This window comes from Sporosarcina sp. FSL K6-3457, from assembly GCF_038007285.1.
GTDB lineage: Bacteria > Bacillota > Bacilli > Bacillales_A > Planococcaceae > Sporosarcina.
Genome location: NZ_JBBOWX010000001.1, coordinates 3,010,505 through 3,034,191, shown reverse-complemented (window position 1 = coordinate 3,034,191; position 23,687 = coordinate 3,010,505). Strand labels below are relative to the sequence as shown.

General features: G+C 41.0%; 26 protein-coding genes. 24 read left to right on the top strand and 2 right to left on the bottom strand.

All coding sequences use genetic code 11. The features are described 5' to 3' along the window. Window positions 1–4 precede the first annotated feature (4 nt). The 8 genes from N1I80_RS15025 (at window position 5) to N1I80_RS14995 (ending at window position 8,099) form a co-directional block, all read left to right on the top strand. Window positions 5–586 carry a hypothetical protein gene (locus N1I80_RS15025; RefSeq protein WP_340738664.1) on the top strand — a complete coding sequence of 194 codons (582 nt, stop codon included), beginning with the start codon at window positions 5–7 and terminating at the stop codon, window positions 584–586. 225 nt (window positions 587–811) lie between these two features. Further along, the gene (locus N1I80_RS15020) at window positions 812–2,650 is read left to right on the top strand and encodes an RHS repeat-associated core domain-containing protein (protein WP_340738663.1); all 1,839 of its coding nucleotides are present in this window, start codon (window positions 812–814) and stop codon (window positions 2,648–2,650) included. Window positions 2,651–2,654: 4 nt separating this feature from the next. Further along, window positions 2,655–3,281 carry an Imm43 family immunity protein gene (locus N1I80_RS15015; RefSeq protein WP_340738662.1) on the top strand — a complete coding sequence of 209 codons (627 nt, stop codon included), beginning with the start codon at window positions 2,655–2,657 and terminating at the stop codon, window positions 3,279–3,281. 299 nt (window positions 3,282–3,580) lie between these two features. After that, complete coding sequence (locus N1I80_RS15010; RefSeq protein ID WP_340738661.1) at window positions 3,581–4,990, top strand: RHS repeat-associated core domain-containing protein; 1,410 nt, start codon at window positions 3,581–3,583, stop codon at window positions 4,988–4,990. Next, window positions 4,975–5,559 carry an SMI1/KNR4 family protein gene (locus N1I80_RS15005; protein WP_340738660.1) on the top strand — a complete coding sequence of 195 codons (585 nt, stop codon included), beginning with the start codon at window positions 4,975–4,977 and terminating at the stop codon, window positions 5,557–5,559. Before N1I80_RS15010 ends, N1I80_RS15005 begins: the two co-directional genes overlap by 16 nt. A 239-nt stretch (window positions 5,560–5,798) precedes the next feature. Further along, window positions 5,799–6,905 (top strand): RHS repeat domain-containing protein, encoded by a 1,107-nt coding sequence (locus tag N1I80_RS15000; protein ID WP_340738659.1) that lies wholly within the window; start codon window positions 5,799–5,801, stop codon window positions 6,903–6,905. Window positions 6,906–7,172: 267 nt separating this feature from the next. Continuing rightward, window positions 7,173–7,481, top strand: a complete 309-nt coding sequence (locus N1I80_RS23385; RefSeq protein ID WP_445683658.1) for an RDD family protein — start codon at window positions 7,173–7,175, stop codon at window positions 7,479–7,481. 255 nt (window positions 7,482–7,736) lie between these two features. Then, window positions 7,737–8,099, top strand: a complete 363-nt coding sequence (locus N1I80_RS14995) for a hypothetical protein (protein WP_340738658.1) — start codon at window positions 7,737–7,739, stop codon at window positions 8,097–8,099. Between the two features lie 64 nt (window positions 8,100–8,163). Here N1I80_RS14995 and N1I80_RS14990 read toward each other — a convergent pair whose 3' ends face one another. After that, window positions 8,164–9,066: an aldo/keto reductase gene (locus tag N1I80_RS14990; RefSeq protein WP_340738657.1), complete on the bottom strand. Its 903-nt coding sequence runs from the start codon at window positions 9,064–9,066 to the stop codon at window positions 8,164–8,166. A gap of 72 nt (window positions 9,067–9,138) precedes the next feature. Between N1I80_RS14990 and N1I80_RS14985 the strand changes: the two genes are divergently transcribed. The 14 genes from N1I80_RS14985 to N1I80_RS14920 all read left to right on the top strand — a co-directional run bounded on the left by N1I80_RS14985 (window position 9,139) and on the right by N1I80_RS14920 (window position 21,701). Beyond that, window positions 9,139–9,684 carry an NUDIX hydrolase gene (locus tag N1I80_RS14985; RefSeq protein WP_340740056.1) on the top strand — a complete coding sequence of 182 codons (546 nt, stop codon included), beginning with the start codon at window positions 9,139–9,141 and terminating at the stop codon, window positions 9,682–9,684. 300 nt (window positions 9,685–9,984) lie between these two features. Next, on the top strand, window positions 9,985–10,497 hold the full coding sequence (locus N1I80_RS14980) for a hypothetical protein (protein ID WP_340738656.1): 513 nt from the start codon (window positions 9,985–9,987) through the stop codon (window positions 10,495–10,497). 97 nt (window positions 10,498–10,594) lie between these two features. Further along, on the top strand, window positions 10,595–11,059 hold the full coding sequence (gene fur, locus N1I80_RS14975; RefSeq protein WP_340738655.1) for a ferric iron uptake transcriptional regulator: 465 nt from the start codon (window positions 10,595–10,597) through the stop codon (window positions 11,057–11,059). A gap of 61 nt (window positions 11,060–11,120) precedes the next feature. Further along, on the top strand, window positions 11,121–12,020 hold the full coding sequence (xerD, locus tag N1I80_RS14970; RefSeq protein ID WP_340740055.1) for a site-specific tyrosine recombinase XerD: 900 nt from the start codon (window positions 11,121–11,123) through the stop codon (window positions 12,018–12,020). Between the two features lie 29 nt (window positions 12,021–12,049). Continuing rightward, window positions 12,050–13,243 carry a phosphopentomutase gene (gene deoB / locus N1I80_RS14965; protein ID WP_340738654.1) on the top strand — a complete coding sequence of 398 codons (1,194 nt, stop codon included), beginning with the start codon at window positions 12,050–12,052 and terminating at the stop codon, window positions 13,241–13,243. Window positions 13,244–13,248: 5 nt separating this feature from the next. Continuing rightward, the gene (locus N1I80_RS14960) at window positions 13,249–14,556 is read left to right on the top strand and encodes a pyrimidine-nucleoside phosphorylase (protein ID WP_340738653.1); all 1,308 of its coding nucleotides are present in this window, start codon (window positions 13,249–13,251) and stop codon (window positions 14,554–14,556) included. Window positions 14,557–15,356: 800 nt separating this feature from the next. Continuing rightward, a complete protein-coding gene (locus tag N1I80_RS14955) occupies window positions 15,357–15,638 on the top strand; it encodes a DUF1871 family protein (RefSeq protein WP_340738652.1) in 282 nt (93 codons plus the stop codon). Between the two features lie 92 nt (window positions 15,639–15,730). Beyond that, the gene (locus N1I80_RS14950; protein ID WP_340738651.1) at window positions 15,731–16,198 is read left to right on the top strand and encodes an NUDIX hydrolase; all 468 of its coding nucleotides are present in this window, start codon (window positions 15,731–15,733) and stop codon (window positions 16,196–16,198) included. A gap of 545 nt (window positions 16,199–16,743) precedes the next feature. After that, window positions 16,744–17,097, top strand: coding sequence for an anti-sigma factor antagonist (locus N1I80_RS14945; protein ID WP_340738650.1), 354 nt, complete (start codon window positions 16,744–16,746; stop codon window positions 17,095–17,097). After that, the gene (spoIIAB, locus tag N1I80_RS14940) at window positions 17,087–17,533 is read left to right on the top strand and encodes an anti-sigma F factor (RefSeq protein WP_340738649.1); all 447 of its coding nucleotides are present in this window, start codon (window positions 17,087–17,089) and stop codon (window positions 17,531–17,533) included. The genes N1I80_RS14945 and spoIIAB overlap by 11 nt, the downstream gene beginning before the upstream one ends. A gap of 3 nt (window positions 17,534–17,536) precedes the next feature. Further along, window positions 17,537–18,301 carry a SigF/SigG family RNA polymerase sporulation sigma factor gene (locus N1I80_RS14935; RefSeq protein ID WP_340738648.1) on the top strand — a complete coding sequence of 255 codons (765 nt, stop codon included), beginning with the start codon at window positions 17,537–17,539 and terminating at the stop codon, window positions 18,299–18,301. 27 nt (window positions 18,302–18,328) lie between these two features. Further along, window positions 18,329–19,777 carry a spore germination protein gene (locus tag N1I80_RS14930; RefSeq protein ID WP_340738647.1) on the top strand — a complete coding sequence of 483 codons (1,449 nt, stop codon included), beginning with the start codon at window positions 18,329–18,331 and terminating at the stop codon, window positions 19,775–19,777. Between the two features lie 69 nt (window positions 19,778–19,846). After that, window positions 19,847–21,175 carry a diaminopimelate decarboxylase gene (gene lysA, locus N1I80_RS14925; protein WP_340738646.1) on the top strand — a complete coding sequence of 443 codons (1,329 nt, stop codon included), beginning with the start codon at window positions 19,847–19,849 and terminating at the stop codon, window positions 21,173–21,175. A gap of 163 nt (window positions 21,176–21,338) precedes the next feature. After that, window positions 21,339–21,701, top strand: coding sequence for a GNAT family N-acetyltransferase (locus N1I80_RS14920; protein WP_340740054.1), 363 nt, complete (start codon window positions 21,339–21,341; stop codon window positions 21,699–21,701). Here N1I80_RS14920 and N1I80_RS14915 read toward each other — a convergent pair. Then, window positions 21,698–22,201, bottom strand: coding sequence for a DUF309 domain-containing protein (locus N1I80_RS14915; RefSeq protein WP_340738645.1), 504 nt, complete (start codon window positions 22,199–22,201; stop codon window positions 21,698–21,700). The genes N1I80_RS14920 and N1I80_RS14915 overlap by 4 nt on opposite strands. 111 nt (window positions 22,202–22,312) lie before the next feature. On the opposite strand from N1I80_RS14915, the gene N1I80_RS14910 reads away from it, so the two are divergent. After that, window positions 22,313–23,062, top strand: coding sequence for a segregation/condensation protein A (locus N1I80_RS14910; protein WP_340738644.1), 750 nt, complete (start codon window positions 22,313–22,315; stop codon window positions 23,060–23,062). Window position 23,063: 1 nt separating this feature from the next. After that, window positions 23,064–23,657 (top strand): SMC-Scp complex subunit ScpB, encoded by a 594-nt coding sequence (gene scpB, locus N1I80_RS14905; RefSeq protein WP_340738643.1) that lies wholly within the window; start codon window positions 23,064–23,066, stop codon window positions 23,655–23,657. Window positions 23,658–23,687: the final 30 nt, after the last annotated feature.

Genomic DNA, 23,687 nt, shown 5'->3' with positions numbered 1-23,687 from the left:
GCTTATGGAAAAAGTTTTAACTGCTACAAGTTATGGAATTAGTTTATTTTCCCATAAAATATTTCAAGATTTTCTAAAAACAGAAAAAGTAAGAACTAAAAAGGTGCTGAAAAATTTTCAAGAAAATCATGAGCGTTATTTAAGTTCATTAAAAGATGGAGTCTGGGTTCCTTTTGTACCTATTGACACGTTAAAATACTCAATAAAAGTGGAGAATAAAGGAGAGTTTTTTGATGATGATTGGGTGAAGAAATTTGACCATAAGGATTTCAATATTCATATCGACGGATCTATCTGGATAACGGGTTTAGGATTATTACTTGAATATGACAAAACAAAATTCATTGATGATGTAATTTCGTCGGAGACATTAGATGGTATCCCTTTATCTTTTGGTTTCAGATATGATTTGGAGAGCGGTAAGTATTTAGTTAAAATCACTGGATATTCTCTTAAAGAAAAATTAGATTATCCTAATGCAAACTATGGTTTTTTGTTTTCTTTTGTAAAAGTAGATCATTTTGAAGGTTTTAACGATCCTCGCGAAGATGAAAAGTATAACTTCAATGTGGCAGATATGGATTAGATTGTAGACTAGAACAGATTTTAAGAAACTGATAACACATATACCGAAAGTTAAAGTGTCTTTAGAAGTATCAAAGATAAGAGAAATACTTTAGGGAATCAATTCTTACACCAAGTCTTTCTCTGTTTTAAACGATTTGAAGTTAAATTTAAAAAGGGCGATAAATCCTTTTAAAAGGGTTTTATTGCCCTTTTTTTTGTGACCCGGAAATTGAATTAGGCAGGATTGCTTCAGAAAATTCATCGCCCTGGCGATCGTTGGACAGCGTATCAACATGATGCTCTAGGGAATGTCGTTCGAGCAGATTATTACGATGACACTTGGGAAACGTTTGGCTACGACAAAAATGGTTCGTTACTGGAAACTGCAAATGAGCATGTGACTGTAAAGTTCGAGCGAGATCCATCTGGGCAAGTGATCAAGGAGTGGCAGAATGACCATTGGATTGCGAGTAGCTATGATGAATTAGGCAGTCGTTTACAGGTTACGAGTAGCCTGGGGGCACAAATCGATGTCGATCGTAATGCGATGGGCAATGCCACACAAATCATAGCTTCTCGCGCTGATCAAGACCAGTGGATAGCAGCGATGCAGTACAATGAGCTTGGTCAAGAAATCGAAAGAATCGTACCCGGGAATGTCATCAGTCAATGGCAGTATGATGTCACAGGTAGACCAACCAATCATCGAGTAAGCAGTCAAAATCGTCATACAAGAAGACGCGTGTACAATTGGGACGTCAATCACCGCCTAAAATCCATGGTCAACGAGTTAACCGCTGGACAAACAACTTACGGCTACGACGAATTCAGCAATCTTGTCTGGTCAAACGAAGGCAACCCATTTGATTTCTTACACCGTAATGTCGATGACGTCGGCAATTTATATGAAACAAAAGAAAAGTCAGATCGTATCTATGGTGCAGGCAGCAGACTACTCGAAACGAGAGATGCCAAATTTTCTTATGATGAAGAAGGAAATCTCGTTCAGAAGGTCGAAAAGAATGGGGATACGTGGAAGTACGAATATAACGGCAATGGGATGATGTCGAAGGTCATCAGACCGGATCAGGCGGAAGTTACTTTCAAGTATGATCCGATGGGTAGGCGGATAGCGAAGAGTTCTAATGAAAAAACAACAAGATTCGTGTGGGATGGAAATACGATTCTACATGAGTATTTCTTAGAGAGTGATTCAAGTGAACTAGAAAATCTAGTTGAGTCACAGAGCGAGTCTGAAATACCGGATAATCTAGTCACATGGGTGTTTAATGATGGGTTCGTCCCTTCTGCCAAAATTTCGAATGATGGTAGCTATAGCATAATAAGTGACTATCTTGGAACGCCTGTAGAAGCTTATGATGATGAAGGGAATAGGGTTTGGTCAGCTGAGTTTGATATTTATGGACGAGTGAAAGAGTTTACAGGTGAGAAGGACTTTATTCCATTCCGTTATCAAGGGCAGTATGAAGATGAAGAAATTGGTTTGTATTATAACCGATTCCGTTACTATGACTCAGAGCAAGGGAACTATACTCAAATAGATCCGATTGGACTTGCGGGGAATAATCCAACTTTATATGGATATGTAAGCGATACAAATAGTTGGATAGACCCGTTCGGATTAGCGAGAGCTCCAAGTCAAATCCTCTCTGGTAACATTAAAAAAGGTTTTAATGGGAAAAGTTTCGCAGGTTCTCAGGCGCATCATGTAATTCCGACAAATGTTTGGAAAGAGTATCAAACTTTTTTCAATGATATTGGTATGGGTGGTAAAAGAGATGAAGCTTTTAATGGAATGATGATTCCTAGTAATCCTGATACTTTAAAAGGTAGCTCTTTTGATTTTATCCATAATACTTCTCATAGCGCTTATAATAGTAATGTGATGAACAGAGCGGGCAATATATTTGAAGAATTTGATAATGGCCTAATAGATGAAAAACAGGCTAGAACGAAAGTTCGTAAATTGCAAATGCAACTCAAAAATCAACTGCAAACAGGACATTTTAGTAAAGATTATGTACCATCAAGAAAATATCCAACTTGTAAACGATTGGGGTAATTTTATGAAATATTTTATGTTAGTCAATGATAAAGATAATTCTCCCATCTATTTAGATGGAGTTTTACACGAAAGTTTTACTGAAGAGAAATATGATGATGGAATGAGCTATAAGTGGAATCGACCGTTTATTGAACAAATGGATTTCCCGAAAGAACTATGGTTAATTACGAGAAGCAAAGTTCAATTTGACTACTACGAAAAATTCTTTGGTCATGTAGTCTCAGGAAAATTTTTAGCTTCAATGGATCAAGTAAATATGTTACAGGATTATGTTATAGCAAATTTGCATGTTGTAAGTACAAAAGGTAAACCAAAAGTAAAAGATTTGTTTTATTTTATTAAGTGTATTAAAAGGCATTCGCTAGTTGATTATGATAAATCCGAGTATCTTACAAGAGAAGTTCCAAATAACGCAAAATTAAAAGTTGGTGGAAGTTTCGTCGAAAAGTATATAAAGTTAGTATTAAAAGACACTGATTTAGATTTATTTCAATTAAGCGATTTAAAACTGGGTAGATACCTGTTTTGTTCAGAGAGATTTAAATCATTGTGTGAAGAGGATAATCTTAACGCAGTTCAATTTATTGACTTAGAGTTAGTGCCTGACTATTTACAATCTAGAGTGTAATAAACGAATAACATTTAAATGGGGAAAATGAAGATGTATATTTTTCCAACCCGAGCATGTGCTCTTTCGCTGAATAACTACTTTTCTATACAAACCGGTGAATAATAATAACTTACGATGGGGTCTATACCCACTTTATGTCCATAGGAGTGACGGGTGACAGTCACTCATTCAAACGTGTTAGTTTAAACAATCAAAATTGTTTAAACTAACACGTTTTTCGATACTATTGAAAGTGAATCATAATAGATAAGGAAATCACAGCGTCACAATCAGATCAATCACAATGGACCGCCGCAATGCTGTACAACGAACTCGGCCAGGAAATCGAGCGAATCTTACCTGGGAATGTCATCAGCCAATGGCAATATGATGTCACAGGCAGACCAACAAGCCATAGAATAAGTAGTCAAAACCGTCATACAAGAAGACGCGTGTACAATTGGGACGTCAATCACCGCCTAAAATCCATGGTCAACGAGTTAACCGCTGGACAAACAACATACGGCTACGACGAATTTAGTAACCTCGTCTGGTCTAACGAAGGCAACCCATTTGATTTCTTACACCGCAATGTCGATGACGTTGGGAATTTATATGAAACGAAAGAAAAGACCGATCGTGTCTATGGTGCCGGCAGCAGATTACTCGAAACGAAAGATGCCAAATTCTCGTATGATGAAGAAGGAAATCTCGTTCAGAAAGTCGAAAAGAATGGGGACACGTGGCAGTACGAATATACCGGCAATGGGATGATGTCAAAGGTCATCAAACCAGATCAGACGGAAGTTACTTTCAAGTATGATTCATTAGGTAGACGGATTGAGAAGAGTTCTAATGAAAAAACAACAAGATTCGTGTGGGATGGAAATACGATTCTACATGAGTATTTCTTAGAGAACGATCCAGTTGAACCACAGAATAAATTAGAAATACCGGATAATGTAGTCACCTGGGTGTTTAATGATGGGTTCGTCCCTTCAGCTAAAATTACGGGTGAAGGTAATTACAGTATTATTAGTGACTATCTTGGAACACCTGTCGAAGCTTATGATGAAGAGGGGAAAAAGGTCTGGTCAGCTGAGCTTGATATTTATGGACGAGTGAAAGAATTTACAGGTGAGAAAGATTTTATTCCATTCCGTTATCAAGGGCAGTATGAGGATATAGAAATAGGATTGTATTATAACCGATTCCGTTACTACGATCCAGAACAAGGGAATTATACGCAAATAGACCCGATTGGACTTGCGGGTGGTAATCCTACTTTATATGGGTATGTTGGTAACCCAAATAAACATGTTGATACATTTGGGTTGTATAATGGTGAAGGTGTTAGGGAGCTAGGGATTTATGACGTTTTTCATAGTCATCTTTTGAAGAGTTCCGAGTTTACAAACACTGATACTTATCATTTTTCGAAAGCAAATGAATCACTACACAAAGCTTTTCAAAATGATCCAGCTTTTAAAGCAGCTATGGAGGCACAATATCCTGGTGTTAGTAAACATGTTGCCTCTACAAGGATGGGTACCTATAGAGGAACTGCACCAAAAGGAATAACATGGCATCATGCGACATCTAGTCAAGTTGATGGACAGAAAGGCTGGTTGCAATTAGTGGATCAGAAATATCATAAAATATATCATCCGGACGATATAGGCGGAAGAAATGAATGGGGAGGCGGAACATCATGTCGGAAAAAATAAATAGAGAACCAATATTACCAATTAGACATATTGGGGAAGACAATTGGATTGAAAACTTGTCATCCTTTCTCGAGGATCATGATGTAGAAGTGATTTCATTAGAAGATGAAAACTTTTTTCAGAAGGTAGAGCGATATCTAGATTGGATAATTCCTGCGCAAACAAAAGACTATTTCTTAAATTTCGGTGGAATTGAAAGTTCTGATTTTATGTACAATCTTAAGAAAATTGATGAATGGGAAGTATTAACTAATTCTATTTGGGAGTTTGTATCATTGAATTTTCAACGGGAAGAAACATATGAATATATAGTATTTTCTGAAAGTCCTAGCGGTGATCCAATTTGCTTTAAAAGGGACACGAGAGAGGTATATTTGTTTTCTCATGATCCAATTAAAAAGGCTAAAGTATATAAAGATTTCAATGACTATTTATTAAATGAGATAATCGATATCCAAAAATTGTATGTAGAAGTTGCTTTTGATAGTTCTGAGGGAGAGATAGAGTATAAAGCAAATTTGTTGGATGGCGAAGGTATTGATTTTGATTTTCGTTATTTAAAACTTTAAGGTTTTTTCTGTAGGCTTTATACTGAAAGTTGAATCGCTATTAGAATTATCATGATTAAGGGAATTTGTATAGACCATCTATAGGTGCACCACGTCTTTACCTGTTTTAAATGATATGAAATTTGATTTAAAAAGGGCAATAAATCCTTGAAAGGATTTTATTGACCTTAATTCTTTTATAATCATAACTTCTAGCGATTAATCCGCTAGGTGCCACAGAAAAGTACAATTATGGCAACTTGAACCACCTTGTACGGGCAAATCTTTCAGATGGTAACGATGTCCGCTTGCGATATGATGCCTATGACGATGTGGTTTTTGCGAAAGATAACCATACAGAAGTGGCCTTTGCCTACACGATTCTCGGCAGCTTGATCTCTCGAGATCAAGGCGGGAAGAGCGTCCAATTCACCTTTGATACAGAAGAGCAGTTAACCGCTGTCATCAATGAAAAAGGTGAAACGTATACGTTTGAACGGGATCCGAAGGGGAACATTAGCCAAGAAATCGGCTTTGATGGGCTGACCAAGACGTGCGAACGAAGTCAGGCAGGTTTGGTTCAGAAAATTCATCGTCCGGCTGATCGTTGGACGGCGTATCAGCATGACGCACTAGGGAATGTCATTCGCGCCGACTACTACGATGACACCTGGGAAACGTTTGGCTACGACAAAAATGGTTCGCTACTAGAGACTGCCAATGAGCATATGACTGTAAAGTTGGAGCGAGACCCCTCTGGACAAGTAATCAAGGAGTGGCAGAATGACCAATGGATTGCGAGTAGTTATGATGAATTAGGTAGTCGTTTACAGGTTACGAGTAGCCTAGGTGCACAAATTGATGTCGCTCGTAATGAGATGGGTAATGTAGCGCAAATCCCAGCTTCTCGTGCAGATCAAGAACAGTGGACAGCAGCGATGCAGTACAATGAACTCGGTCAGGAAATTGAGCGAATCTTACCCGGGAATGTCATCAGTCAATGGCAGTATGATGTAACCGGTAGGCCGACAAACCATCGAATAAGCAGTCAAAACCGTCAAACACGAAGAAGAGTCTACCAATGGGACGTCAATCATCGATTAAAAGGTATGCTCAACGGGTTAACCGCCGGACAAGTGACCCATGGCTATGACGAGTTTAGTAACCTCGTATTGGCCAATCAAGTTGGTCAATTTGACTTCTTACCCATAGAATTCTACCTTCACCATTCGTTCGAAATAAATGGGGCGCACAAATGTCGTCAGCATAATAATCTTGCAAGAACTTCCCTTTATCATTCTAAGGATATAGATTCTGATAGATCGTCAAGTGAGCCGTCTTTTAGTAAGTTTGACAAATCCAGTTAACTTATTACCTGAGGTTGGATGATACAGGTTTACGAATTTCGATATACCACTGTAGAAATAAGCACAGGAAAGTGTGGATGAATTGGAAACTAGAAATTACGCAAGATTTTGGATGCGTTTTGTAGCTATCACGATTGATGGTTTTATATTAGGATTACCTATGGTGCTCGCTATGTTCTATGCACCTTTATACAAGACTATAACAAGAATATCTATTTTAGGTTTTGAAGAAGGAAATGAGAACTATCATTTTTTTTCCACTTCTTATTGGACAAATTTCTTCCGAATTACTTTAGATACGCGGTAATTATTACAATTATATTTTTCATCATTAGCATTTTATACTTTGGGATTCTGACGAGTACCAAGATGCAGGGAATGGTGGGGAAACTACTGCTAGGGATAAAAGTAGTTGGCCAGGATGGAAATAGGATATCTTTTGGTAGAGCTGTAGGCCGTCATTTTGCTACGATGATATCATCCTTTATGTATGTAGGCTATATACTGGCGGTATTTAATGAGAAAAAACAGACTTTACATGATTATATGGCAAACACTTTTGTTGTTAAGAGATAACAGGGAAGTGGTGTCAGGTGTCTGTGTGCTATGCAATTATATCCGTTTCTACTTACAGAATGTTAATACGTTAGATAACATTTATGCTACTTTAGAAATGACAGATGTTCCTTGGAGAGAATGTGTACTTGTAAACCGCCTTTAAGTGGAATATATAGTATAATTAGAGTTCTTAATAGTAACCCTTATCTATTTACGTATCGAAAAGAATGTGTTGCATATGTGTGGAAATAGCAAAGAGAGCAGGTGATTAATATGAAGAACTTCTCGCGTTTTTTAGGGGGAATGGCTGGATTATCAAGCATTTCCCTCTGGTTGGTGTTGGTTTTCTTTAATCCCTATTCCTCTGCTGCGGCTGGAACAGCTATCATTACATTTACGATGCTATTGCTGCCAGCTTGTTGTGCAATCATCGCGGCTATTTACCCTAACAGTACTGGAATGCTTATTGCGTTTCTTTGGTCATTACCAATTAGTGCTTATTTAGCGGCGACGCCTGGTATATTTGCTTTTTTTGGTCTGACTAGCCTTGTTTATTTAGTTAGTTTCATCATGATGCTAGTAGCAAAAAAGATAGTGAATAATAATTTTCATCGGAGTAATGACATTCCACACTGAAGCCAGAATGAAATACGCATACAAAAACGCACAGATATAATGTCTGTGCGTTTTTGTATGCTCATTATAGGCGGTGCTCTCTGTACGTGTGTAACTGTACAATACGTTGCACCTGAGCAATTTCCTCATCGGTCACCAGGTTGTCATAAGCCACTACAGAATCAAGCAATTGCTTTGTTGTGCGTGCACCTATGAGGGCAGACGCCACGGTTTGATCATGTAGAACATGAGCGATGGCCGCGGCATGTAGGTCAGCAGATTGTTCACTTAGTGCTTGGACTGTACGTGTTAGTTCGGCAGCATCGTAGTCGACGAAGCCATTTGCTTGTTCGGCTCTTGCCAAGCCTTCTGCTGTCAACAAGCCTTTGGCGATTGTACCCCTTGCGACAACAGACGCGCCAGCCTGTTGAATCATGGGAAACCATTCTTCTGGTCGGCGATCGAGTAAACTATATTGCATCATGACGGAAATGGCGGAACTGTTGTCGAGGAATCGTTGAATGACGGTCGGGCGGATGGATGAGATGCCGTATTGGCGAATGAGGCCATCTTTTTTCAAGCTATCAAAGGCATCGATGGTTTCATCCACATTGTCTTCCATTACGCCACCGTGTAGCTGATACAAATCGATATAATCTGTTCCAAGGCGTTGCAAGTTTTTTTTAATAGCTTCCATTATATGTGCTTTGGATGCGTCCCATGTCCAGCTTGTGCCATCGGGGTTCATTTTATTGCCAGCTTTTGTGGCTAGGATTATGTCAGCACGTCTACCTTTTAGTGCGTGACCTACAAGTTCTTCATTGTGACCGCCATCGTATAAGTCCGCAGTATCAAAATAATTGATACTGGCATGGATTGCGGCATCGATGATGTTTTTGGCTTCGCTTAAATCATTTGGTAGTGACATGCACCCCAGTCCAATCTCAGATACGTATAGCCCACTTTTCCCTAACTCTCTTTTTTTCATAATTAAGCACCCCCTGTTTCCATCATGATACAATGACAACATTAGAAATTCTAGGAGAAGGGATTGGATATTTTGGATAAATACGAAGAGAAAACGCTATCAGGTGAAACATTGTATGAAGGGAAAGTTATTACACTGCGTGTGGAGGAGGTAGAGCTGCCAGATGGCAATCGAGCAAAACGAGAATTGATCAAACATCCGGGGGCAGTTGCGGTTATTCCAATTACAGCAGAAGGAAAATTAGTACTTGTTGAGCAATATCGCAAAGCATTGGAGCGCTCGCTTATTGAAATACCAGCAGGGAAAATTGATCCGGGAGAGGCGCCAGAAATAACGGCCGTTCGTGAGCTGGAAGAGGAGACGGGATATGGTGCGAAGGAATTTAGCTATATTCAGTCGTTTGCGACGTCGCCGGGCTTTGCGGATGAGGTGATTCATGTATATTTGGCGCAGGGGCTTTATACAATCGATAATCCAGCAGCAGGAGATGAGGATGAATTCATCGGCTTGCTGGAGGTGACGATTGAGGAAGCAGAGGAAATGGTAGTGACGGGAAAAATATTTGATGCCAAAACAGCCTTTGCTGTACTCTATGTAAAAAATCTTCTAGCAAAGTGACCTAAATATCAATTACGACTTAGTGTAATTGTGTCCAGATTTTTTTCGAGCCAGCTCGAAAAGTTCTCTTGAAAAATCTGTGACATCCGCCGGAGGCTTCAACTTAATTCGGCTGGGGATTGAATCTTTATTGACAGAAGAAAGTTCATGTTATCCTACTATTTATAAAATTGGAAGACTTCTGCTGAATTAAGTTGAACGGACAAGCATATGTTGAACCAATCGGGCTTTTAGGGGCAGAACCCTACTGAGGTAGGGACTGTCCGTGAAAGCGGGACAAACTATGCGGAGGTGCAGCCTATGGTCCGTTCCTTATCGTTCATCCACTTATTTATCATTCTTGCGGTTGGTTATATTGGAGGGGCATTGTTGTTTCGTGAGATGCCTGCAAATGCGATAGAGAAGGTGATTACGTTCTATGATGCCCGTGTCGTGCAAGGACATGAAGCGGGCTATATTCGACCAGTGGGTACAGCGGCTTTGTTTTTCATCGTTGCGTTTGCGCTGGCGTCGTTCAGTAAAACACGTTTTCTTGTCCTATTTTTTGGTGCGATAAAATGTGTCTTTTTTGGCCTGTCTTCTTCATATTTACTTGGTTCGGGTGCGAAAATGATGGCGTATTCGATTTGGTGGTTTCCATTTCAGTTTACTAGTTGTTTTTTATTTCTGATGTACTGCGCTGTTTTAAGCCCCCCTTACTTTATGAATACGACACTAGGGAAAAGGCGCAATACGCGTGCGTTGCCAACAATCATAGGCATGTCGGTGGCCATACTTGCTATTGAAATTATCGTCTTTCGATTCATTCTCTAGTAGAAAATAAGCATTCTTCCTACTCTGTCTGTTTCCTTTCTGTTGTCATTAGGAAAGCCCATTTGGTATAATGGAGGCAGTTTGAGGGGGGCGTCGTATGGAAAGCCGAATCGATCGGATAAAGAAACAATTACATGGGGCAAGTTATAAGTTAACGCCTCAGCGTGAAGCGACGGTTTTGGTCCTCCTTGAGCATGAGGAAGATCATCTAAGTGCCGAAGACGTATTCTTGCTAGTTAAAGAGAAAGCGCCGGAAATTGGGCTAGCAACCGTCTATAGAACGCTTGAGTTGCTAACTGACCTAAAAGTAGTCGATAAAATCAATTTTGGTGATGGAGTATCGAGATATGACTTGCGGCAGGAAGGTGCTGCCCATTTTCATCACCATCTCATTTGTATCGAATGTGGAGCAGTGGATGAAATTCAGGAGGATCTTCTCGGTGATGTCGAGAAAATCGTTGAAAGCCGTTTTCAATTCGCCATTAAGGATCATTGGCTAACGTTTCATGGTATTTGTAAAAGATGTACATCTGACACAGATACAGACGAAAGTGAAGTTTGAACAAGGGGATGGCGTGCTGCTATCCCTTTTGTCGTTGGATATGAAGGGGTTTGGTTCAACAATGAAAGATAGCCGTTTTGCACTTGAGGATTATATGCATTTTTTAAAAGTAGAGCGTCAGCTGGCAGGAAATACAATTACTTCTTATCGGCGTGACCTTGATGAATATATGGATCATTTGGAACGAGCGAGCTTTAAGACGATAGATGATGTTGATAGAGCTGCTATTCTAGAGCATTTGCATCGATTGAAAGAGAGTGGCAAGTCATCAAGAACTGTATCGAGGCATATCTCGTCCATTCGTTCTTTTCACCAGTTTCTTTTACGAGAAAAAGTGACCACCCAAGATCCGACCGTCCATTTGGAATTGCCAAAACTCGAGCAAAAATTGCCGCGTGTGTTGTCAATGGATGAAGTGGATCGGCTGATTGCTGTTCCGGATCGTTCTAAGCCCCAAGGTATGAGGGATCATGCATTGTTGGAAATATTGTATGGGACGGGTATGCGGGTGAGTGAGCTGATTGGGTTGGATATGGACGACATCCATTTGTCCATGGGGTTTGTTCGCGTTTTCGGCAAAGGTGGTAAGGAACGGATTATTCCCCTAGGTGGCAAAGCGATTGAAGCTTGTCAAACATACATTGATGTCGCGCGTCCTCGGTTTATTGCCAAGCAGAGAAATGCGGAAGCGCTGTTTGTCAATATGCGCGGGACTAGGTTGACGAGGCAAGGCTGCTGGAAGCTATTGAAGGGACATGCGTTGCAAGCGGGGATACAAAAAGAGCTGACACCGCATATTTTGCGTCATTCCTTTGCTACACACCTCATCGAAAATGGGGCAGATCTGCGTGCTGTACAGGAAATGCTTGGACATGCGGATATTTCAACGACACAAATATATACACATGTGAGCCGTTCAAGGTTAAAAGAAGTGTATGTGAAATTTCACCCAAGAGCTTAAAACAGACTATTTAATTGGAGGAAACAATTATGGGAAAACAACAATTTAAACGCGTCCACGTAATCGTTCTCGATTCTGTTGGAATCGGAGAGTCGCCAGATGCCCATTTATTTGGCGATGTAGGTGCTAATACATTAGGACATATTGGAGAAGCGATGGAAGGTTTGCAATTGCCGAATATGGGCAAAATGGGCCTTGCGAATATCGGTGAAGTGAAAGGGGTTACAGTAGCAGATGAGCCCCAAGCATTTTACGGTAAAATGGAAGAGGCATCTGTCGGTAAAGATACGATGACAGGTCATTGGGAAATTATGGGGTTGAACATTGATAAGCCATTCAAAGTCTATCCAAATGGTTTTCCGCAAGAATTGGTTGATGCATTGGAGCAGCGAACAGGACGTAAAGTAATTTGCAATCAACCGGCGAGCGGTACGGCGGTTCTCGACGAATACGGTCCAGAGCATATGGAAACGGGTGCGTTAATTGTTTATACATCGGCAGATCCGGTTTTGCAAATCGCGGCACATGAAGGCATTATTCCGATTGAGGAACAATACCGCATTTGTGAAATTGCACGTGAACTAACATTGGATCCCAAGTATTTAGTTGGTCGTGTCATTGCACGTCCGTTTATTGGCGAGCCAGGTAATTTCACGCGTACAACGAATCGCCATGACTATGCATTGAAGCCATTTGGTCGCACTGTGATGAATGAGCTGGTAGATGCGCAGTATGAAGTGATTGCAGTAGGGAAGATTGCGGACATATTTAATGGCGAAGGTATTACGGAGTCGGTTCGTACAGTGAGTAATATGGACGGAGTCGACAAATTGCTAAATGTTATGCAAAAAGATTTCAAGGGACTTAGCTTTACGAATCTTGTCGATTTTGATGCGTTATTCGGTCATCGTAGAGATCCGATTGGCTACGGCAATGCGTTGCAGGAATTCGATGCAAGGTTACCAGAAATTATTGCAGCTTTGGATGAAGATGATTTACTGATCATTACAGCGGATCATGGCAATGACCCGACATATCCTGGTACAGATCATACACGTGAATATGTGCCGTTACTTGTTTATTCGCCTACTTTCAAGCGTGGAGGAGCTTTACCGCAAAGGGAGACATTTTCGGATGTTGGTGCAACGATTGCGGATAATTTTGAAGTGAAGTTGCCGGAGTTTGGTCAAAGTTTCTTGAGTTTATTAACTAGAGAGGCGTGATATAGATGTTTAGAATGGTTGATGTCATTGAGAAGAAACGCAATGGTGAAGTGCTTTCGAAGGAAGAAATCACGTTTTTTGTTAGTGGTTACACAGATGGGTCAATCCCAGATTATCAAGCCAGCGCTTTCCTAATGGCTGTTTACTTTACGGGGATGACTGCGGAGGAACAAGGCTATTTGACAATGGCGATGGTTGAGTCGGGTGACCAGATTGATTTATCGGCCATTGAGGGCATTAAAGTCGACAAGCATTCAACTGGAGGAGTGGGCGATACAACGACACTTATTCTAGTGCCGCTTGTCGCTGCGTGTGGCGTTCCTGTAGCGAAGATGAGTGGTCGTGGACTTGGACATACAGGTGGGACGCTCGACAAGCTAGAGGCCATTGAGGGCTTTCATATCGAGTTGACAGAAGAACAGTTCGTCAAGCAAGTGAATGATTTGAAGCTGGCGGTCATTGGGCAAAGCGGAAACCTGACACCTGCGGATAAAAAACTGTATGCTTTGCGCGATGTGACAGCAACCGTTGATAGCATTCCGCTCATTGCTAGTTCAATCATGAGCAAGAAGATTGCGGCAGGAGCAAATGCGATTGTCCTCGATGTTAAAACAGGTGATGGTGCATTTATGAAAACCGAGGCGGATGCTAAAGCACTCGCTGAGTCGATGGTAGCGATTGGTAAGCAAGTTGGCAGACAGACGATGGCAGTTATTTCAGATATGAGTCAGCCACTTGGTTTTGCAATTGGTAATGCACTTGAAGTGATAGAGGCGATTGATACGCTAAAAGGGCAAGGACCAGATGATTTGACGGAGCTTTGTCTCGTCCTCGGCAGCAAGATGATTGTGGCGGGAGGAAAAGCAGATTCAATCGATGAAGCCCGTGATATGCTAAAGGCGGTTATTGCGGATGGCTCGGCGCTTGAATTGTTTGGCAAGCTGATTGAAGCACAGGGAGGCAATGCGGCGATTATTCATGATCCATCGTTATTGCCAACTGCCAAATTCCAGATTGAAGTACCGGCACTGGCGTCAGGTTATATCACGAAGATGGAAGCAGATGATATCGGTGTGGCGGCCATGCTACTAGGTGCTGGTAGGGCGACGAAGGATGATGAAATCGACTTAGCTGTTGGTATCGTGCTTCGTAAGAAGATTGGTGATGCTGTACAGCAAGGTGAAGCACTTGCCGTGATTCATGCGAATACGGAGGACGTGGAGCGGTCTATTGCATTGATTCAACAACATATTATCATTGGTGACCAAGCAGTAGAAAGTCCGCGTCTTATTGGTGAAATGATAACAGGCTAAATTGAATAGTTGTGAGGGGCTATCCTGTTGACCGGAGTTTTTCGGTTGATGGGATAGCTTTTTTGGATAGCGGGTATTTGGGTGTCTATTAAAGGAAAGAAGCCTTCTAACAACGATTGGTGCTGACTTCGCTAGAGGTTACGTAGCATCATAAGTTCGGCATATATGAGTCAATGTTATAACAATATTTTTTGAACATTGATTCAGATATTCTTTATATATATAAACGAAGAGAAAGCGGAGTGAGATTGTGCTTTACGATACATAAGACACATAAAGCGAAACAATAAGAGAATAACCTTTTGCAGTTTCGCCTTATCAATAGCCATATTATCTTAATTAACTAACTTTTTATTATAGTACTTGATATATTCATATCCAAAACATCCTATTGCAATAGCTAACAATATTATTGGGAAAAAGAAAAATCCAGGACTGTATTTAACCGAGTAATCAGCCTTCAAACCATATAAATAGATGAACAAAATAAAAGATGTTGATAAAGCTATTGTTCCGCTCAAAATATTCATAAATCTTCTCCTCGTATATTAGTATTGGGATTTGCATCCAATTATCATTATACAGAGTCTTCATTCATTTTGGATGAAAATAAAAAAAGGAGTAAGACACTAATCAACCATTATGTGTAACAGCGAACACCTTTTCGAGTTGTTTTTTACGCCCCTTAAGTGGGTTATTATGGTACTATTAAAATTAATAGTTCTTCAACTAACTGGGCAAGTTGATTAAAAAAAGGTGTAGAATAAATCACTGAAAATACAATTTAAAAGAGGAATATTATGAACCACTACCAAATTGTAAAAGAAGTAATTGATGATTGGGACCCGATACACCTTTTACGTTATACATCTGAGGATGAATATGATCCAGAAATAAGTCGTATTGTATCGCGATTACCAACTGCATCTGTTGAAAAATTAGCTGAAGTGATACATGAGGTTTTTCGTAAAATGTTTTCGAGAAGTAGAGTACCTTCGATTAATGATTGCTATCCAAGTGCATTAAAAATTTGGGGGAAGATTTATAATAATAAATATCCAAATTTAAAAAAGCGATATTAATCAAAAGCAATATTACTAAACTAACGGAGTAGTATTATTGAACAAGCGACTATACTGGTTTGATGTATCTTGCTAAAACGGGGGATGTTAAAATGGATTACATACAACATGTAAGGTCCATGGTAGGTAATGAGAAGGTAATTATGGTTGTTGCGAGTGCATTTGTGCTTGATAAGAAAAATCGAGTGCTTATGCAAAAACGGTCTGATAATGGTCAATGGGGATTTCCGGGTGGATTTATGGAATTGGATGAAAACGTTCAGGATACAGCCAGGAGAGAAGTTTACGAAGAAACAGGACTTAAATTGGACGACCTTGAGTTATTTGGGATTTATTCTGGTCCTCAATATGACAAGACGTTTTCTAATGGAGACCAAGTATCCTTGGTTCATGTCTCATTTATTTGTAAACAATACAGTGAGGAATTAGTTGAAAGTAACGATGAGTCCATAGAAAATAAATTTTATTCGCTTGAAGAGCTACCAGAGAATATATATACCGACCATAAGATGCTTGCTGATGATTTATTATCGAAAAAACCACTGCCGATTATTGGGTAATAATTATTTGTTTAACTAATGGGTTGAGTTTAACAAGTTTATAGTATATCGGGATATTGCCAAGTGTTAGGGTGAAACTTTACCGATCTAGAACCTTCAATGAGTAGAGCGTAATGAATAAAAAAGGTGATATTTCGTTCGATTTTGAACGAAATATCACCTTTTTTTGTATGGACTCCTTTAAATATTTTATCTGTCTTCCCAGTATAAATGAAATTACCCACTTCCCCTATAATCACCAGCGAAGGCGCCTTAACGGGGGTAGCCGAAGCCATAAGACTAGCGGCGAAGCTGCTCGGCTTGTGGCGGGAGGCATCAGGGAAGGATGTAGTTCAATCCTTCCTCCCCCCAGCGCCGGAGCGCGTATTCAATGGCATTCTTTATTTCATATGCATGTGTAAATCACGTTTAACTTGTACATACTTTCCGTAGTTAAGGGCATTGTCGAAAAGTAAGAACCTTTCACTATCTATGACTAGTTTTGTCAGCTAAGAGGTTTCCCTCTCTCCAATGTGGAATAATCCGCAGTAAGGAGGGGGTTCAGCATGGCTGACATCGAAATACTAGACAATGGCATCTTAATAGTGACACTACGCGGGGAATTGGATAATCATAAGGCGAATCAAATCAGAACGAACATCTCCACATCTATTTTTACGGGACAAGTTCGGGCAATCATTTGGAATTTAGAAGGGCTTGGCTTTATGGATAGCGCAGGAATCGGGCTCATACTCGGAAGGATGCGTGATTTAGTTCCTTCAAATGGGGAGACGCTCATCTTGAATCCTACCTCGACAATGGAAAAGATATTTAACTTTTCTGGTCTTGGATCGAATATAAGACATTGTACGATCGACAAAGCGATCGGGGAAATCGGAGGGGTTTTACATGAACAATGAAATGACGTTATCATTCGTCGCAATTGAAGAAAATGAAGCACTGGCAAGGATGGCGATGACTTGTTTCATCACACCTCTTGATCCAACAATCGAGGAAATCTCAGAATTTAAAACAATTGTTTCAGAAGCTGTGACGAATGCAATTATTCATGGCTATGAACAGGATGGGACAAGCCTTGTCACGCTTCATGCCATCATTCAAGACAACAAAGTAACGATGACCGTACGTGATGAAGGGATGGGGATTTTTGACGTGGAACAGGCCATGGAACCGATGTTTACGACACGTCCATTCATGGAACGTTCGGGGATGGGATTTACGATTATGGAAAGCTTTGCGGATAGTCTATCTGTTGAATCTGTTATTGGAAAAGGAACAGTTGTCAAGTTCGAAAAAACGTTTTCTCCGGTTACGGAAGTAAGCAGAATGAGGTGACTTATGGACGCATCCGTTGAAGTACAACCCGCTTTGTTGACGCAGGAGAAGATGAGGGAGCTCATTAAGGTTTCACAGGAAGGCGATAAGGAAGCGAGAAGGATGATGGTCGAGGGCAATACAAGACTCGTCTGGTCCATCGTTCAAAGGTTTGCCTCGCGTGGCGCTGACCCGGAAGATTTGTTCCAAATTGGTTGCATTGGTTTGATGAAGTCCATCGATAAGTTCGATCTTTCCTACGAGGTCAAATTCTCGACCTATGCGGTTCCGATGATTGTCGGTGAAATTCAACGCTTCCTAAGGGATGATGGCATGGTGAAGGTCAGCCGATCCATTCGTGAACTAAGCTTTAAAATTCGTCATGCAACGGATGATTATATTAAAAAACATGGCAAATCGCCATCTATTTCAGAAGTTGCGGCAGCTTTAGAGGTGTCGGTTGACGATATTATTCTGGCATCTGACGCCTTGCGTGATCCGGCTTCTCTTCATGAGCAATTGTATGAAAGTGAAGGAGATAGTTTGACGCTAATGGATCAGCTACGAGATGACCGATCGGAAAGGGTATTCGATCATATTCCCCTGCGTGATGTTATTTCGAAATTAAATAAACGAGATCAGACCATCATTTATATGCGCTATTACTTGGATTGTACACAAAGTGATATTGCAGAACGTATCGGCATATCGCAAGTTCAAGTATCACGGCTTGAGAAGAAAATTTTAGCTCAACTCAAATCTTGGATGGGCGTTAATGCTGAGGCATAATTGAAAAAGTGAGGACGGATTGAACCCATGAAGAAATTATTCCGGTCAATGAATGAAGGGGAAGAGTGGTTCTACGCCCGTTTTGGTAAAGGTGAGACGTTTGATGCAACGGCGAGATCATTGCATCTATGGGATATGCCTGCTCTGTTGCTGTATATTAACGGGCTTGTAGATGGAGATACTATCACAACATTGTTGACGGAAATGCAAGGGAATACGTCAAGGAGAGAAGAGGAGGAGGGGGATGGGGCTGATCAGTTCCTCTCCTTTTTCCCATATCATGCTGTGTCTGATGTCAAAGACACTGATGAATTGCTAACGGCGATTCTCAGCGGTCAGGCAGCTTTTATTACACCTGAAGGTTATGCATTTACGATTGATATCAGATCCTATCCCGGAAGGCAACCCGAAGAGCCAGACAATGAAAAAGTGGTTAGGGGACCAAGGGATGGGTTTACAGAAAACCTGATTCAAAATACGGCACTTGTCCGAAGGCGTTTGCGCACCGAAAATTTACGCTTTGAAATGCATAAAGTAACAGTCAATGGCAAAACAGACATCGCGATTACCTATATGCAAGGGGCGGCAAGTGAAGAACACCTCACTTATATACGTGATAGGCTTGATGAAATACGTCATGACGGGCTAACGATGACTGATAAATCATTGGAAGAGTTTTTATTCAAACAGGGTTTTCATCCGATGCCATTTGTCCGTTTTACAGAGCGACCAGATATTTGTGCGGCACATTTATTGGAAGGGCATATTGCCATTATTGTTGATACGTCACCCTCTGTCATTCTTGTGCCAACGACATTATTTCATCATCTTCAGCATGCTGAAGAATATCGCCAAGCACCGCTTTTGGGGACGGCAGTTCGTTTAGTGCGTTTTTTTGGAGCGGCGATGAGTCTTGTCCTGTTGCCATTTTGGTATTTAATCGCAACGAAACAACAGTATTTACCCGATTACCTCAGTTATATTGGACCGAAAGATATAGGGGAAATTCCGTTGCTGTTACAGTTACTCGGTGCGGATATTGGCATTGAAGTACTCCGTATGGCAGCCATCCATACACCGACCCCGATGTCGACAGCGATGGGACTCGTTGCGGCAATCGTCATTGGACAGGTAGCGATTGATGTCGGTTTATTTACACCAGAAGTCGTTTTGTATGTAGCGGTGAGTGCAATTTTCACCTTTGCCATTCCCTCTTATGAATTAAGCATTACAACAAAGATTTTCAGAATTTGTATATTGCTGTCGACGGCATTACTTGGCGCACCGGGATTTTTCCTCTCCATCGCAGTTCTTTTTTACTATTTATGTTCATTAAAACCGATGGGCGTTCCTTATTTATGGCCGGCTGTTCCATTTTTTCCACAAGCAATGCTTCGCGTTCTTATCAGATTTCCAATGACTGCGGATGAACCGAGGCCGTTCATCACCGACTCGCCAAATAGAGATCGTGTCTGATAGGTGATTGCCTCTTCCTACCCTGTTATGATAAAGTTTTAGTTATATGATTTGGGAGGGGAAGGCAACATGCATTTTTACGGAACACAATCAGTCAATCAACAAGGCCATTTAACAATCGGTGGCGTCGATGCAATTGATCTTGCACATACTTATGGAACACCACTTGTCGTTTATGATGTCGCTCTGTTCCGTGAACGGGCACAGGCTTTCAAAGAAACATTTAACAATGTTGGCATTCGTGCACAGGTTGCTTATGCAAGTAAAGCGTTCTCGTCTATTGCTATATATGAAGTAGCTAAACAAGAAGGACTTTCTTTAGATGTTGTTTCTGGAGGAGAGCTATTCACCGCAATCGCTGCAGACTTTCCGAGGGAACGAATTCATTTCCATGGCAACAATAAAAGCTATACTGAATTGCAATATGCTTTTGATGAAAAAATAGGGTGTATTGTTATTGATAATTTTTCTGAAATTGCGTTGGTGAAGGAAATTGCAGAGTCACGTGGGGAGAGCATGAATGTGCTAATTCGTGTGACGCCAGGTGTTGAAGCGCATACGCATGATTATATTACGACGGGTCAGGAAGACTCGAAGTTTGGCTTTGACTTGAAGAATGGTCAAACGGATGAGGCGTTCTTGCAATTGCATAACCATCCTTACATCAATTTGCTTGGCATGCATTGTCATATCGGTTCCCAAATATTTGAGACGGATGCTTTCCGTTTTGCAGCAGAAGCATTGATGGACAAGATGATTTCATGGCGTGATGGCCATGGTTTCATATGTGCGGTGTTGAATTTAGGCGGAGGATTTGGTATCCGTTATACAGAAGAAGATACACCACTTGTGCCATCAGCTTACATTGAGGAAATGGCGACAGTTGTCTTGTCGATGACCCGTAGTCATAACTATCCTGTACCAGAAATTTGGATTGAGCCGGGGAGATCACTTGTTGGAGATGCAGGTACGTCCCTTTATACGACTGGTAGTATGAAAGAAGTACCGGGTATTCGAACGTACATAGCGGTTGATGGTGGCATGTCAGATAATATTCGACCAGCTCTGTACGGGGCAAAGTATACGGCAGCTTCAGCCAACAGAATGAACGCTCCTCACGACAAAAAAGTAACAATTGCAGGAAAATGTTGTGAATCAGGTGATAAATTGATTGAGGAAGCCTATCTTGCAGACCCATCTGAAGGAGATGTCATCGCTGTTTTTTGCACTGGTGCGTATGGCTACTCGATGGCGAGCAATTACAACCGACTGCCAAAGCCCGCCATTGTTTTCTGTGAAAATGGAGAACATCAACTGGTTGTTCGTCGGGAGACTTATGAAGATGTTGTCAGACTGGACATCCCGTTACAAGCAGTTAGGCGGGAGGAGAAGATTTGAGGAAACGTAACATTCTCCTTTTCTTATTTATCATAGTTGCGGCTATTGTGTGGGGAGCGGTATACTGGTACTTTGTCATGCCGATTATTGACCCGCGTTAAACGGCTATCGCTTTACGTTTGACGACTGACAAAGGATTTTCAGAAAAGAAGGGATTCAATTGATGCTTTTACGCTATAAGAAAACGTATGAAAAGATTGCAATGGGACTACTATCCTATATGCCTGGCGATAAAAATGCGAAAAAATTACAGGAAACGATTCACCAATACGAAACAGACGATAGCTGGCAGCTCTATTTATTAAAAAAAGAGGATGACATAATTGGTCTGATTGGTGTGGAATTAGGCGATGAAGACTATACGTTATACCATATTTCAGTCAATCCATCTTTTCGTGGAGAAGGTGTTGGCAAGGAAATGGTAGCAAAATTGCAGGCGCTTTTCCCGAATAAGGAATGTAAAAGTACCGAGGAAACTGATTTATTTATAAAAAAATGCCGATTAAAAGGAGAAGGAGCAGATTAATGTCTGCCCTTCTTCTTTTCGTCACGCATGCGTTGAATATCGCTACGGTCTCTTAGCATATGTTTATGAATGACTGCTTCGCTGCCAAAAGGGAGCAGGGTCATGGATTGTTGAGCAAGTTCAACAGCTACCTGTAAATTTGGTGACGTGATGAGGAATGGAAAGGATTCAAAAGGTAATCCTTTTTCCACTCGTTTTACTGTATATCTCACATTTGCAAGTAGTTGCTGAAAATCGATTTCTTCTACATAATGGGTAGGAAAAGCAGGGAGTTTTTTCTCGGCCTTTCGTAGTGTACGAGTCGCACCGGCCAGATTGCCGCGACGCCAATGATACATGCCGGTTGCTAGCAGAATATAGGACGTCAGTGGGTGATTTTTGTCGCTATTCGGAATGGACTTCCAATATTCCTCCAACACTTCGTGACACTCAAAATAATCTTGATTATCATTAAAATAAACCATAAACTGTACAAATAACGGATGATGATAGGGATGCATATAATCAGTCCTTTCTCTCGTCTCGGCTTCAGCGCCTAGGGGCTCGGGTCGCCCTTGAACAGGCGCTTGCGCTTTTGTTAATAGTAAAACATTAGGTAGGTGTCACGTGGGATGTCGTATAAAGTAAAACTAGAAGCCTTTGAAGGACCTCTAGATCTATTATTGCATTTAATCAACAGACTTGAAATTGATATCTACGATATTCCGATGGCGGAATTGACAGCGCAGTACATAGAACACCTTCATGCCATGCGTGTACTGCAGTTGGATGAACTGAGCGAATACCTTGTTCTCGCTGCAACTTTGATAGAGATTAAGAGCAAAATGTTACTTCCTGTCCATGAAGGGGAAGAGTTCGATGACGAAATAGATTTTGAAATGGAGGATGATCCGCGGGATGAACTGGTTGCACGACTGATTGAATATAGAAAGTATAAGGAGGCAGCTATTAGTCTGAAGGAATCTGCGGATGAGCGATCGGATCATTTCACAAAATCACCTGAAGACTTAACAGAATTCGGAGAGGTTGTCCCGAGTGGTATCGAAGAAAATTTAAACGTATTTGATTTGATAGGTGCATTTCAAAAAATGCTCGACAGGAATCGACTGAAAGCGCCTATGACAGCAAATATAACGAAAATGGAAATATCTATCGGTGAAAAAATGGATGCAATTATGGCGATACTTGAAAGAGGCGGCGGGAAATGCGATTTCTATGCGCTGTTCGATGAGGGAGACACGCCAGCTCTTGTCGTAACATTTTTATCGTTGTTAGAATTGATGAAACGGCGGGATATTATTGTCGTGCAGCAAGGAAACTTTGACGAGCTGACAGTGGCATTCCGACGGGAGGATGAGTGAAATGGATAGGAAAGATCGTTTGTCGGGAATGATTGAAAGTTTTTTATTCCTAGTAGGGGATGAAGGATTGACGGTGAAACAATTAACCGTCTTAACGGAATGGCAAGAAGCGGAAGTAACTTCAGCGATTGACTGGCTGAAGTTAAGCTATGAGCAGCGTAATGAGAGCGGGATTACATTAAAGCTGTTTGGTGGGGCTTATCGACTTGTGACGAAAGCTGAATTTGCGGATGATATTAAACGGTTGTTGGAAAACCCGTCACCGAAGTCCATGACGCAAGCATCTCTTGAAGTGTTGGCGATTATTGCCTACAGACAGCCGGTAACGCGGGTTGAAATCGATGATCTCCGTGGTGTTAAATCAGAAGGACCCATTAATACACTTATCGCTAGGGGACTGATTATGGAAAAAGGTCGTTCGGAGGGAAGTGGGCGGGCCATTCTGTACGGTACAACGGACTTGTTTTTGGATCGTTTTGGGCTGGAATCGCTTCAGGAATTACCGCCTCTTCATCAGGAAGAGGACAATGGGGCGGGAGATACAGATTTGTTTATGACTAAATTCCAAGAAGCATTTGCAATGGATGATAATTAAGAATGGATTGAACTGTATCCATCCCTAAGG